This is a genomic window from Polaromonas sp. P1_E12 (assembly GCF_056405975.1).
On record NZ_JBFUBB010000005.1, the window covers coordinates 329118 to 341349 of the forward strand.

Consider the following 12232-nt stretch of genomic DNA (forward strand, 5'->3'; position numbering starts at 1 on the left):
TTGGTGTAGAGCTCGACCGCTCGAATCCTGTCTTGGCACGAATACGTGAACTACCTCCTGATAGTCCATTTGTCTGCATCCCTTCTTGGGCAGGTTATGGGGAATCAAAACAAACCTTAAGCGCAGCATTCCTGGTGCTGGAATTCAAGGCCGGCCCCCGCTAGGTGCAAGTCATGGTCCACTGCCTGCGGGCGGCCGCCTGAAGGAAGTCGATCACAGCCCGTACGCGCGCCGCGTTGCGCAGGTTGGGCAGGGACACTGCGAACATCGTGTGGGTAACACCGGAAGCGTAAGGCGACAAGACCTCCTTCAAAAGGCCCTTGGCCACGTCCCCCGCCGCCAATGGAACCGACAGCATGCCGATGCCCGCCCCGGCCACCAGGGCGTGATGCACCAGGGCCGTGGTATTCATGGCGAGCTGTGACCTGACAGTGGCTTCGACCTTCCGTCCGGCCTTGCGGAACGCCCATGTCACAACGGGCCCCTGCGCGGTATGGGTTACCGTCTGATGCCTGCCCAGCTCCTCCGGGCTGGCAGGTTCTCCATGTTGGCGCAAATATTCAGGCGAGGCGTACAGGCGGCGTTCAAAGGAGCCAAGGGTACGGGCGACCACAGCCTCGCTATTGCCTACTGTGGTGCGCAGGGCCACATCGATCCCGTCCGTCACGAGATCGGCAACCCGGTCATCGGCCACCACCTCGATGCGCAACTCCGGGTATCGCGCGCGCAGCGCGCCCAGCTGCGGCACAACCAGTTCCTCGCAAATCTCCTGGCTTGATGCCAGCCGCAGCGCACCGGCCACGCGATTTCGCTGTTTCGACACCGCGGCAGAGATGTCCTCCATCCGCGCCAGCAGTTCACGCGCTTCCTGCGCCAGCTCAAAGCCTTCGGCGGTTGCCGACAGCCCATGTGTGGACCGGCGCAACAAAGTGACCCCATACCCCGTTTCGAGCCGGTTGACTCCCCGGGTAACGACAGAGACTGCCACGTCCAGCTCTCGGGCGGCCGCAGAGAACGAATTGAGGTCGAGTGAGCGAACCAGCCACCGCAAGTCCGCAGGGTCCGGCAGGAAGTGTTTCATCGGGGTTGCCTTTGCGTTTCGAGCAAAACCGATTATGCGGGATGGTGGTTTCCGGCTGTAGTGGCTCGCCCTAAAGTGGCGACACCAACCCAAAAAAGGAAACAACCATGCCTATCCTCAATGTCAAGATCTCGGCGAACCGTACGCCAGAACTCTCGCAACTCGTCACCGACACGCTGCTGGACCTTTCCAGCCGCTTGCTCGGAAAGCGACGTGACCTCACCGCAGTGGTGATCGACTATGTCGATCCGCGCGACTGGTTTGTCGCCGGAAAATCGCTGGCCGAACTGAAGATGACCAGCTTCTACTTCGACATCAAGGTGGTGGACGAAACCAACACCAAGGCCGAAAAGGCCCGGTTTGTCGCCGAATCATTTGAAGCGTTCGGGCGCATCCTAGGAGACCTGCACCCAGAAAGCTATGTGTACGTGCAAGACGTGCGCGGCAGCGCGTACGGCTATGGCGGGCGCACCCAGGAATACCGCCATCAACATCCAGACCAGTAAGAGGCAGAGCCATGGAACTAGCAAACACTATCGTCGCCGCGGCTATGCGCCGGGCCGGACTCAGCACCTGGATCCCGGAAGGGGAAGGGAAATGGTCACTTCCGATCCAGTTCCTGCCAGATGGTTCAGGCTGGGTCGAATTGATGCGGCTCAAGCCGGGCACACGGCTGGGTTTACACCGACACACTGGCGAGGTTCACGCCCTGACCTTGGTTGGCGAGCGTCGCTTGAACGACGGTCGCATGGTGGGCGTCGGGGACTACATTCATGAGCCTGCCGGCAATGTGGACTGGTGGGAAGCTGTAGGGGACGAGGAACTCCTGGTGCACGTCGTCGTCAAGGGCAGTGTCGAATACCTCGGAGCGCACCACAGCGTACTGCAGCGGATAACTGCCGCCGACCGGATCTCGGACTACCACCGGCATTGCGCAGTAGTCGGCGTGCAGCCTCGCGTGCTGGACTAGCTGGGCGATTCACGAATTGCCGATAGCCATGTCCTGCTTCACCCGGGCCTTGCCGGCGCTCATTGCTCTGTGCGCCGGGCGTATTGCAAATGCGCACCAAAGCCCAACTGAGCAGTCCAGCGCCACAGCACGCCTTGGTCACATGGAACTGCGGGCCTTGCTGGGCGGGTGGCCGATAACACGCTTGAACGCCCGGCTGAACGAGGCCTCCGAGTCGTAACCCAGCCGGTCAGCGGCCACTGTGACACGCATGCCGTCCTGCGCGATCCAGTTGCGGGCCTGGAACATGCGAATGCGGGCCACGTACCTGGCCGGGCTTTCGCCCACCGATTCCTTGAAGGCCTGGGCAAAACGTGATCGCGATGCGCCCATGATGTTCGCCATCTCCGGCACGCTCCAGTCCTGCTCCGGCGTCGCGTGAATGGCTGCAAGCACCTTGCCCACACCGGGCGAGCGCAGCGCTGCGATCCAGCCTGTCGAGTTGCTGCAAGCGCATTCCACCCAGGCGCGGATGATGCTCGCGGCGAGCACGTCGGCCATGCGGGCCAGGATGCCGCAGGCGCCGATGCGGTTGAGCGAGGCTTCACGTTCCATCGCGTCAAGCAGCATGGGCACGCCCGGATCGCGTTGGGCCAGGTCGCCGGCGCGGATCACCTCCGGCATCATGGCCAGCAAGGGGTGCAGCGGGTCGAGGTTGAAGGTCATGCTGCCGCAGAACATGACGTGGGAGGGTACTTGCGCCACAGAAGCTCCGTCCCGCAGCAGGTAGATGTCGTCCGCGACCCGCTCGCGATCAAAGGTCGCGAGGTCTACCGGCGGCACTTCGGGCGAACTGGCCAAGGTGTGGGCCGTGCCGCGCGGCAGCAGCACCGCGTCACCGGCCTTCAGTTCCATCCACCCGGACTGCGGCGTGTGCATCCAGGCGTCTCCGCTGGCGACGAAGTGAAAACGTGCGGCCGGTTGCGCGGCAAAGGAAATCGCCCACGGCGCATGCATGAGGCAGCGGCCGTACTCAACGCCTTCCAGGCGCAGGCCCAGCAGGACTTTGGTGAGGGAATCGGGCCCTGCGGCAGGCAGGCCCCCGTCTTCTTGAGGAGGCTGAACGACGGGCGTGAAAGTTCTGGAGGAATCGTCAAGCATTTCGGCTCTTTCGCCATGGAAAGGTGTCGATGCTAGGCCTAAGCTGGCAACCCTGTCCTCAACAAGGCTTCATATTTCATGTCATCAACTTCCTGTTCTGCCTGTCTCGATCCGCTGGCCGCCGGTGTAACTCCTGTCAATGATCCGCCCGGTGAGGCCGCCGCGCTCTGGGCGGCGGTCGCCTCACTGTCCCTGGGCGTGTTCGGCCTGGTCACGGCGGAATTCCTGCCGGCCAGCCTGCTGACCGCCATGGCGGCTGACCTGCACGTCACGGCAGGCGCTGCGGGCCAGGCCGTCACGGCCACCGCGCTTGTCGGCGCGGTGGCCGCGCCGACCATCCCCTTGCTGACGGCACGCTTTGACCGCAAGCGGGTGCTGCTGACGCTCACAGCCCTTTTGTTCGTATCCAACCTGTTGGCGGCGACAGCCGCCTCGCTCTCGGTGCTGCTGGTCGCGCGCGTGGTGCTCGGCATCGCGCTGGGAGGGTTTTGGTCGATGGCGGCGGCACTGGCCATGCGCCTGGTGCCGGAACGGCTTTTCCCGCGCGCAATGTCGCTCGTGTTGACGGGCGTGTCCATTGCCACCGTCTGCGCGGCGCCCGTCGGCGCGTGGATGGGTAGTCTTTGGGGATGGCGCAGTGCTTTTGTCGCGGCAGGTGTCGTCGGCCTGCTGGCTTTCGTTGTGCAGCTGGTCGCGTTGCCGCCCCTGCCGCCACGCGACCAGGCCAGTCTGAAGGGCCTGCGCGATCTGCTTACGCGGGGGCCGGTACGCATCGCTCTGCTGGCAGTGCTGCTCGTGATATCCGGCCATTTTGCGGGCTTCACCTACATCCGGCCCGTGCTTGAAGACGTGACGAAGCTGCCAGTGGCGGCGATTTCCGCTGTGCTGCTGGGCTACGGCATCGGCGGCTTCTTCGGGAACTTTGCAGGGGGCTGGCTGGAGGGGCGCAGTGAGCGATACGCGATCGTCGCAGGCAGCGCAATGATCGCCTTGCTTGCGGCTGCGCTGCTCATTGGCGGCAGCTCCACCGTGGTCACCGCTGTGGCGGTGACGCTATGGGGGTTCGCATTCGGCGCATTTCCGGTCGGCTTCCAGACCTGGATCGTGCGCGCCGCGCCCGACCAGGCAGAGGCCGCGGGCGGCCTGCTGGTGGCAGCGTTCCAGATCGCCATCGCCACGGGCGCCATCGCAGGCGGCCTCATCGTTGACTGGACTGGAGCGCTCGGTGCCCCTGCATTTGCCATGGTGGCTGTGGCGCTGGGCGGCCTGCTGGCATGGCGGCGTGGCCCGGCGCCCGCCGTAGCTGAAGCACGGAGGCAGTCATGACAAAGTCAAAACCAGACCCTAGCATCAATCGGCGCATCACCTTGGCGGCGCATCCGCGCGGCCTGCCTGTTGCGTCTGACTTCAAGCTCGTGACCGAGCCCGTGCCGCGCCCAGGCGAAGGCCAGGTACTCCTGCGAACGCATTTTCTTTCGCTGGACCCGTACATGCGCAACCTGATGGACGAAATCGGGCCTGGATACGCACCACCCGTTCCATTGGGCGGCACCATGCCGGGCGGCACAGTCAGCAGCATCGTCGACTCCAGGCATCCCAAATATCGCGTTGGTGATCTCGTGCTAGCCAACGCTGGCTGGCAGGACTACGCTCTGAGCGATGGGAACGACCTGCAGGTCATTGGTGACATGGTCCGTCCGTCTCTGGCGCTTGGTGCGCTCGGAATGCCGGGCTTCACAGCTCACGTCGGATTGCTGGACATCAGCCAGCCAAAAGTTGGTGAAACTGTTGTGGTTGCAGCGGCGACCGGTGCGGTGGGCGCCATGGTCGGCCAGATCGCGAAACTCAAGGGCGCCCGCGTGGTAGGCGTCGCCGGCGGTACCGACAAATGCCGGCAGGCGGTCGACGATCTGGGCTTTGATGCCTGCGTCGACAGGCACGGGCCATTGTTCAGGGAACAGCTTGCTGCCGCATGCCCGGCGGGCATTGACGTGTACTTTGAAAACGTCGGAGGCGACGTATTGGCGGCAGTCCTTCCGCTCCTCAATCTTGGCGCCCGTATGCCTGTGTGCGGCTTTGTCGCACATTACAACGACTCGGCAGGTTTTCCCGGCATCAGTCAGCTGCCGCAGTTCCTGGCCGCCATTTTGCAAAAGAGGGTGCGGGTGCAGGGGTTCATCATTCTTGACCACTATGGCGCGCGCTTTGACGTGTTCCGCAGTGACATGGAAGAATGGATCAACAGTGGACAGGTCAAGGCGTTGGAGCACGTTGTGGATGGTCTTCTGCAAGCACCCGCCGCCCTGTCAGACCTGCTGCAGGGCCGGCACTCCGGCAAAGTCGTCGTACGCCTGGAGGCATAGCTGCAGAGGGGCAGATTTACGCTGCCTCGCGTGGCGCGGCCCTGTCCAGGGTTACAACACACCGGCCTTGTAGACGCCGGGTACCGGTTCGCCGGTGACTTCGAGCACGCCGACCGCGCCCTTGCCTGCGCGTGACAAGGCGTGGTCCACCAGTAAATACCTTCCGGGGTGTTGGACCTTGATTTCGACGATGGTCGCGCCGCCGGGTGCCACCAGCGTTGTCTGTACGTCGTGCTTGAGACCCGTGAAGGAGCCTTCGCTGTACACGGTATCGAAGATCTCACCGATAACGTGGAAAGACGAGATTTTGTTGGGGCCACCGACGCCGAAGTAGATGCGCACGGTTTCGCCTACCTTGGCCTGAAGTTTATGGGTCTTGCTCAGTGCACCGACTTCGCCGTTGAAGACGTAGTAGTCGGGCAGTTCATTGGCCATCTTCTCGAGGTCGGCCTCCTGGTGTCCCTTGGCGCCGTGTGGACGGCCGGTGTACATCTCTCCCTGCATCACGTAGTACTCGCGGTCCACCTTAGGCAAACCGCCTGCGGACTCGACCAGGATCATTCCGTACATACCGGCCGCGATGTGCTGCGGCACCAAGGGCGTGGCACAGTGGTACACATACAGGCCCGGGTTGAGCGTCTTGAAGGTGATGGTCTTTTCCTGGCCCGGAGCAACCTGCGTGTGTTCGCCGCCGCCATGGCCGCCTGTCACCGCATGCAGGTCGATCGAATGGATCATCTTGCTGTCACGGGCATTGGCCAGCGTCAGCTCAATGGTGTCGCCTACGCGGGCGCGAAGCATCGGACCGGGCACCTGGCGGTTGAAAGTCCAGTAGGTAAAGCTCGTGCCGTCGTCGAGCTTTCCGGGCAACTCGACCGTCTCCATGCGGTACTTCAGGGTCTTGGGAGCCCGGCCCCCTACGGCAGCCGGCACCGTGGCCGGGTTGGCAGCCACGCTGACTGCGGACGGGTCGGCCGCGCGCTGTGGCACGGGAGCTGGGGTGTAGAGTGCAAGTGCGGCCTGGCTGGAGTCGCTGCCAGCGGGCGCAGTCGCTTGGGCCGCGGCGGGGCCGGTGACTTGCAGCCGGCCTTCCATGCCGATCTGCCGGTGGCCGGGGATTGAGCAGTAGTAGGTAAACGTACCAGAGCGCGGAACCTTGAACCGCAGAGTGGTCTTGCCAGTGCCGGGGCTGAACTTGGACGATGCGACGTTGAGTTCGGGGATCACCAGGTCGTGCTCCGCGCCTTCGCCGCTTTCCAGCACGATCTCGATCGTGTCGTCTGCGTTGGCCGCAAGGGTCGGGTTCACCTGTCCTTTGTCGTCGACGAACACCATTTTCCCGTCGACGATGTTGGTGTGCAGTGCGTAGCGCCTGATCCCGGCGGGCGCCGCTGCGGTTGAAATGCTGCCGGACGCGGCCGTGGTATGCGCCGGGTGCGCGGCGGGCTGCGCCTGCACGGACAAAGCCGTGGTGAGGATGCCGATGGCGGCGGCGATGGCGCCGAGGGAGAGGGTCCGTTTCATGTGGCGTTTCCTTGGTCTTTGTGCCGATTCGGCAGTTCTGACTATGCGAGCGGTGCGCCACGAGAAGCTTGCTTTAGATCAATACCTTGCCAGATAGATGGTTTGTTCGACCTGAATAAAAATGGTTCAGAACGTTCGGGTTGCCGTGTCGGGTAACGCCTGCCTTCAGCCTGTTTCTTTTCCTTCCTGGCAAGAGCCCAGTTGACAGAGTTCGCTCATGTGTCGAGTTGCGCCAGCACGCGCCGTGTGGCGGCAAGGGCCCGGCGTGCGCGATCGGTGGCGCCGACGCTGAGTGCCAGGGTACGCGTTGGCACTTCGAGGCTGAGGGGGATGTTGCGCGGCGCGGCGCGCAGAAGACCGAGGAGGTCCACTTCGCCATCGCCAGGAAACAGGCGCTCGGAGCGGGCCTCGGCGAGGATCGCGTCCATCGTCGGTGGAATGGCTGCGGGCACGTCACAAAACTGCATGAAACGAAAGCGCGATGGCGGGATCTCGGCAATGTCCTTAATGCAGCTGCGAGAGCGGCTCAGATGAAAGGGGTCGATCAGCACACCGGCGTTGCTGCAGCCGGTGCGCTCAACGATGCGTGCAGCCTGGGTCAAATCCTTCGCGTCGGTCCAGGGCATGAATTCCAGGGCGGCCGCCAGTCCGTAGCTGTCGGCGAGGTCGCAGAATGCGGCGAAGGTATCGGTGAGCCGGGCCTCGTCTGGATCGTTTCCGGCCACAAGCAACTCGCTCGCACCGAGCCGGGCGGCGGTGGCAATCGCGGCTTCGTAGTCGCTGACCAGGGTATCGGGCTTGATGCGAAAGATTTCGACATCAAGCACCTTGATGCCGGTGTCCGCCAGGCGATGCTCGACTTCGCGCAGCATCTGCGTGTCTCCCACAATGTCGTACTGCGGCTCGGTCGGCGTTGCCGGCAGCAAGCGGATGCCTACATGGCTGAAGCCGGCGTCAAAGGCACACGTCACCATTTCAGGAGGCGTCAATTCCAGCACGGTCAGGGCGGCGAGTGAAATGGGTCGGGTCATATTCCTGGCTCCGGGCTCACGTCGATGAGGGCAACTGAGACTCCTTCTTCATCATCCAGAGTTCCTGAGTGTCCAGCGCGACACGTTCTACCACTCCGTCGCTCTCGAGTCTTTCCAGCGCCTCCAGTGTTGTAGCTTCCGGAGGGACGGGCTCTTCCCATTCGATCCAGAAAGAGTGAATTCCCCTGGCCGTATCGACTGAGTGCGGGGCACTCTCGAGCTTTCTGCGAATACAGAGGACGGCGAAATCGACCAGTTGTTTGTTCATCAAGCAAGCTTGTTTTGTGGGGATGCCGCTGCGTGTCATTAAGCGTGCGCGTTCCAGGCACTACTGCATGCCGCAATATCTTCGAAGCGCCTGTTCTGCAGTTTCTTCGCAATAGATGACTTCATTATTGTCCTGGTCAGCTCAAAACCAGTCATTTTCTTTGGAAACTAACTATTCGCAATAGTGGCATTCCATTCTTTGGAAAGTTTCCGCGGTTTTCAAAGTGACGGGACATATCTGCACCAAGGCATGGATATTTTTGTCCTGCTGGTTGCACAAGCACGGACAGATGTCGCGGGCCTTCGACCGGCACGCTTTTCCGGTATGCGATGCCTTCGCTCAATTGAAAAAAGAGCGGTGCAAATTAGTCCCCCTCACCTTCAGAGGTGAAAAAAATAGTCATGCAAATCAACGCGTTAAGTGATTTTTGAGGTTGGCATGCCGCTTGCAAAAACAGTGCGGGAGAAATTCCGCCCGCGGCCCTCGTGGCTTGGCGAGCGTTTCTGCAAGTGCGTGCGGTATTGACTATGAGAGGCTAAAAATGGCTGAAAGTGTTCAAAAATGGCTGGAGCGTAATCGTCCGCCCCGGGTGAAGATCACCTACGAGGTGGAGACTGGCGGCGCCATCGAAAAGCAGGAGCTCCCCTTCATTGTTGGAGTGTTCGCCGACCTGGCCGGCGATCGCGATCCCGACGTGGAATTTCCGCCGTACAAGCAGCGGCAGATGGTGCCTATTGACCGGGACCTCTTCAACGACGTCATGAAGACGCAGTTGCCGCGTGTGGCTCTGGGCCGCGTTCCGCGTATCCCGTCACCACCCGGTGCAATGCAGATCGGAGCCGTCGAATCGGCCAATCTGTCCGGCGACATTACTTTCAGTTCGCTGGATGCGTTCGACCCGATCGCCGTCGTGCGCGCCATTCCTGACCTCAACAAGCTCTATCGGGTACGCAGCAACATCCGCATGCTGCAGTCGCGGGCGGAGTCGAGCGACCGGCTCAACGACCAACTGAATCTGTTGATCGCCAAAACACCGGACGGCCAGGCCAAGCGCGCACAACTTCAGGTGCTGGCCGGGCCGGACTACCGCAACAGCGTCGTCAAAGCAGACATGGACAAGGCGCCTGGCGAACTCAAGAAGGCCACATCTTCTTTGTACGACCTGGCCATGGTGATGGGCAAGGCCGATCAGACGCCCAAGCTCAAGGCTGCTACCGACTGGGGATATGAGACCGTCAACAGCGTGGGCGCGGACGGCAAGCCGGTGGTTGACGCCGATGCAACCCTGGCGCCGCTGCGCAGGCTGCTGGGGGTGTTTTCGACCCCGGACACGCCGGAGAACCTGCAGACAGTGTCAGCCCAGCTGCAGCAACTTACGCAGTGGGATGCCGGCCTGTCCTCCAAAATCCAGCTGGAACGCAATGCGATTGCCGGCAATCTTGGCGCCGACCCTACTGCGACCGCGACGCAGACCAAGCTCGCTGCAGACGCCACAGCGCTATTGGCAGCGCTCGCACCCAAAGACGGCCAGATCGATGCCGACGCAAAAAGGGCTGCTCTGGCTGTGCTCGGCATGCAGCAGACCGACGACAGCGATTCGATCGCGATGCCGACCGACGCCGCACAAGTGCGCACAGTGGCCGAGCAGAAGCATGACGCGGTCAATCGCAGGGTGGCCAACAATATGCTGCTGGTTCTCAGCGGCGCTACCGACACGCCTGACCCGAAGGCAAAGCCGGTGCCTCCGACAAAAAAACAAGCCAGGCAGAACATTGATGCGGTCTTCGCTCTCATGGATGCGGCTGGCCTGAAAACCGACGAGGACAGGCAGAAATTCCTTGGCCCGATCGGTTTCTTTGCGACGGATGTGCTGGCGCGGCTCGATGCTCCAGGTTCCACCTATGCGCCGGTGGCCGCGATAACTGCGATTGACTCGCACATCTCCGACATCGACGGCTGGTTGAGCAGGCAATTGAGCGTGATCATGCATGCGCCGAAGTTCCAGGAGGTCGAAGCGACCTGGCGCGGCTTGCACTACTTCGTGTCAAACACCGAAACCGGCAAGATGCTCAAGCTCAGTGTCTTCAATGCCACCAGGGACGAGCTGCTGGACGACATGGAGAAGGCGGTCGACAAGGACCAAAGCAAACTCTTCAAAATGATCTACGAAGACCAGTACGGCACCTTCGGCGGCTTGCCCTACAGTCTTCTGATTGGCGGCTACGAGGTGGGTCGCAGCGCCAAGGATATCGAATTCCTGCGCAAGATCGCGGAAGTCGCGGCCTCCGCCCATGCGCCATACATCACCGCAGCCTCGGCATCTCTGTTCGGACTCGACAGCTTTCGCGACCTCGCCAAACCCCGTGACCTGGAAAAAATCTTTGAAAGCATTGAGCTGGCCGGCTGGCAGGAGTTCCGCGAAAGCGAGGACTCCCGCTATGTGACGCTGGTGATGCCGCATGTGCTGCTGCGCCTGCCTTACGGCAAGAACAGCTGGCCGGTTGACGGCATGGATTTCGAGGAGACCGTCGGGCCTTCCAGCAGTTCGCCTGATAGCGGCAGCTTCCTGTGGGGCAACGCGGCCTACATGCTGGCGCAGCGCGTGACCAACGCGTTCTCCAAGTACAACTGGACAGCAGCGATACGCGGGGTTGAAGGTGGTGGACTGGTTGAGGACCTGCCGACCTACAGCTACCGCACCGATTCCGGGGCGGAGGAGTTGTTTTGTCCGACTGAAGTGTCCATCACCGACCGGCGTGAAAAGGAGCTTAACGATCTGGGCTTCATCTCGCTATGCCATTGCAAGGGCAAGGGGCAAGCTGCATTCTTTGGCGGGCAGACCAGCAACCAGCCGAAGAAGTATTTTTCCGACAGCGCCAATGCCAACGCGCAGATTTCCGCGCTGCTGCCCTACATGCTCGCAGCCTCGCGCTTCGCCCATTACATCAAGGTCATCATGCGCGCCAAGATAGGCAGCTTCCTGACGCGCGGCAATGTGGAGGCCTACCTCAACACCTGGATATCGAACTACGTGTTGCTCGATGAGAACGCCTCTCAGGACGCAAAGGCGAGTTTCCCCCTGAGCCAGGCGAACGTGATCGTGAAGGACGTGCCGGGCGCTGTGGGTTCCTACAACGCGGTGGTCTTCCTAAGGCCGCACTTCCAGCTTGAGGAATTGACGACCTCGATCCGCCTTGTGGCGAATCTGCCGAAGTGATGCATTCACTTCCCACCCAACATAGACCAACGAAAGACAAGCCATGGATCTGATACTGCTACAACCCGGCGACACTTCTGTGTTCCCCACAACAAGCAATGACTGGGCCACGGGCGGCAGCCTGATTTCGACCGGCGCCGACTGGACCGCCAATGAGGAACTCAAGCTCGGCCAATGCATCGAACTGGTGTCAGTGCACCAGGGTATGAAGCAGCAGGTGACGACGGACGTCAGCAATTCGGCGCGCACCTCTGGCAGGCCGGTGATCACGGAGTTCACCTGCGTCAAATATGTTGACAAGACTTCGGTCAAGCTCTACGACTTCTGTTTGCGCGCGAAGTCGCTGGGCGACAAGGCCAAGCCCTCGTACATCTACATCCTGCGCAACTCGGGCGACAAGGTCGGCAACATCATTACCTTCATGCTGCGCGACGCGCTTATCAGCGAAATTCAATTCCAGTCACATCCTGACGACATGCCGACCGAGCAGTTCAAGCTTAACTTCACCGAGATCGTCTGGACCTACGCCGTGCAGACGCCGGACATGCAGGTCAAGGGGAATGTCACTGCCGGCTGGAGTCTGGCGCAGAACAGGCCTTTGACGGCGTTCACTTGAGCCTCGTTGCGGCCCTGCGGGG

The 12232-nt window shown here is 61.7% G+C and carries 11 protein-coding genes; 6 read left to right on the top strand and 5 right to left on the bottom strand.

Annotation, left to right across the window (positions count from 1 at the left end; translation table 11 throughout):
- Positions 1-160: 160 nt before the first annotated feature.
- On the bottom strand, positions 161-1081 hold the full coding sequence (locus AC1D13_RS16185; protein WP_477689907.1) for a LysR family transcriptional regulator: 921 nt from the start codon (positions 1079-1081) through the stop codon (positions 161-163).
- 107 nt (positions 1082-1188) lie between these two features.
- Here AC1D13_RS16185 and AC1D13_RS16190 point away from each other — a divergent pair, with 107 nt between their 5' ends.
- Together AC1D13_RS16190 and AC1D13_RS16195 are read left to right on the top strand one after the other, a co-directional pair.
- Positions 1189-1587, top strand: a complete 399-nt coding sequence (locus AC1D13_RS16190) for a tautomerase family protein (RefSeq protein ID WP_477667405.1) — start codon at positions 1189-1191, stop codon at positions 1585-1587.
- Positions 1588-1631: 44 nt separating this feature from the next.
- Positions 1632-2051: a cupin domain-containing protein gene (locus AC1D13_RS16195; protein WP_477689945.1), complete on the top strand. Its 420-nt coding sequence runs from the start codon at positions 1632-1634 to the stop codon at positions 2049-2051.
- Between the two features lie 138 nt (positions 2052-2189).
- On the opposite strand, the gene AC1D13_RS16200 is transcribed toward AC1D13_RS16195, so the two are convergent.
- Positions 2190-3191, bottom strand: coding sequence for an AraC family transcriptional regulator (locus AC1D13_RS16200; protein ID WP_477667403.1), 1002 nt, complete (start codon positions 3189-3191; stop codon positions 2190-2192).
- Between the two features lie 78 nt (positions 3192-3269).
- On the opposite strand from AC1D13_RS16200, the gene AC1D13_RS16205 reads away from it, so the two are divergent.
- Positions 3270-4517: an MFS transporter gene (locus tag AC1D13_RS16205; protein ID WP_477689908.1), complete on the top strand. Its 1248-nt coding sequence runs from the start codon at positions 3270-3272 to the stop codon at positions 4515-4517.
- A complete protein-coding gene (locus tag AC1D13_RS16210) occupies positions 4514-5554 on the top strand; it encodes an NADP-dependent oxidoreductase (protein ID WP_477667401.1) in 1041 nt (346 codons plus the stop codon). The genes AC1D13_RS16205 and AC1D13_RS16210 overlap by 4 nt, the downstream gene beginning before the upstream one ends.
- A gap of 51 nt (positions 5555-5605) precedes the next feature.
- Here AC1D13_RS16210 and nirK read toward each other — a convergent pair whose 3' ends face one another.
- The 3 genes from nirK to AC1D13_RS16225 all read right to left on the bottom strand — a co-directional run bounded on the left by nirK (position 5606) and on the right by AC1D13_RS16225 (position 8377).
- Positions 5606-7078 carry a copper-containing nitrite reductase gene (gene nirK / locus AC1D13_RS16215; RefSeq protein WP_477689909.1) on the bottom strand — a complete coding sequence of 491 codons (1473 nt, stop codon included), beginning with the start codon at positions 7076-7078 and terminating at the stop codon, positions 5606-5608.
- Between the two features lie 215 nt (positions 7079-7293).
- Positions 7294-8109 carry a sugar phosphate isomerase/epimerase family protein gene (locus AC1D13_RS16220; protein WP_477689910.1) on the bottom strand — a complete coding sequence of 272 codons (816 nt, stop codon included), beginning with the start codon at positions 8107-8109 and terminating at the stop codon, positions 7294-7296.
- A gap of 16 nt (positions 8110-8125) precedes the next feature.
- Positions 8126-8377: a hypothetical protein gene (locus tag AC1D13_RS16225; RefSeq protein WP_477669987.1), complete on the bottom strand. Its 252-nt coding sequence runs from the start codon at positions 8375-8377 to the stop codon at positions 8126-8128.
- Positions 8378-8918: 541 nt separating this feature from the next.
- On the opposite strand from AC1D13_RS16225, the gene tssC reads away from it, so the two are divergent.
- Both tssC and AC1D13_RS16235 read left to right on the top strand, forming a co-directional pair.
- Positions 8919-11594 (top strand): type VI secretion system contractile sheath large subunit, encoded by a 2676-nt coding sequence (gene tssC, locus AC1D13_RS16230; protein ID WP_477689911.1) that lies wholly within the window; start codon positions 8919-8921, stop codon positions 11592-11594.
- A 43-nt stretch (positions 11595-11637) separates the two neighbouring features.
- The gene (locus AC1D13_RS16235; protein ID WP_348049164.1) at positions 11638-12210 is read left to right on the top strand and encodes an Hcp family type VI secretion system effector; all 573 of its coding nucleotides are present in this window, start codon (positions 11638-11640) and stop codon (positions 12208-12210) included.
- Positions 12211-12232: the final 22 nt, after the last annotated feature.

Bases quoted from the DNA above. Each gene is read 5' to 3' on its own strand.
- AC1D13_RS16185 (WP_477689907.1), bottom strand. From the start codon at position 1,081: ATGAAACACTTCCTGCCGGACCCTGCGGACTTGCGGTGGCTGGTTCGC.
- AC1D13_RS16210 (WP_477667401.1), top strand. From the start codon at position 4,514: ATGACAAAGTCAAAACCAGACCCTAGCATCAATCGGCGCATCACCTTG.
- AC1D13_RS16190 (WP_477667405.1), top strand. From the start codon at position 1,189: ATGCCTATCCTCAATGTCAAGATCTCGGCGAACCGTACGCCAGAACTC.
- AC1D13_RS16225 (WP_477669987.1), bottom strand. From the start codon at position 8,377: ATGAACAAACAACTGGTCGATTTCGCCGTCCTCTGTATTCGCAGAAAG.
- AC1D13_RS16195 (WP_477689945.1), top strand. From the start codon at position 1,632: ATGCGCCGGGCCGGACTCAGCACCTGGATCCCGGAAGGGGAAGGGAAA.
- AC1D13_RS16220 (WP_477689910.1), bottom strand. From the start codon at position 8,109: ATGACCCGACCCATTTCACTCGCCGCCCTGACCGTGCTGGAATTGACG.
- tssC (WP_477689911.1), top strand. From the start codon at position 8,919: ATGGCTGAAAGTGTTCAAAAATGGCTGGAGCGTAATCGTCCGCCCCGG.
- AC1D13_RS16235 (WP_348049164.1), top strand. From the start codon at position 11,638: ATGGATCTGATACTGCTACAACCCGGCGACACTTCTGTGTTCCCCACA.
- nirK (WP_477689909.1), bottom strand. From the start codon at position 7,078: ATGAAACGGACCCTCTCCCTCGGCGCCATCGCCGCCGCCATCGGCATC.
- AC1D13_RS16200 (WP_477667403.1), bottom strand. From the start codon at position 3,191: ATGCTTGACGATTCCTCCAGAACTTTCACGCCCGTCGTTCAGCCTCCT.
- AC1D13_RS16205 (WP_477689908.1), top strand. From the start codon at position 3,270: ATGTCATCAACTTCCTGTTCTGCCTGTCTCGATCCGCTGGCCGCCGGT.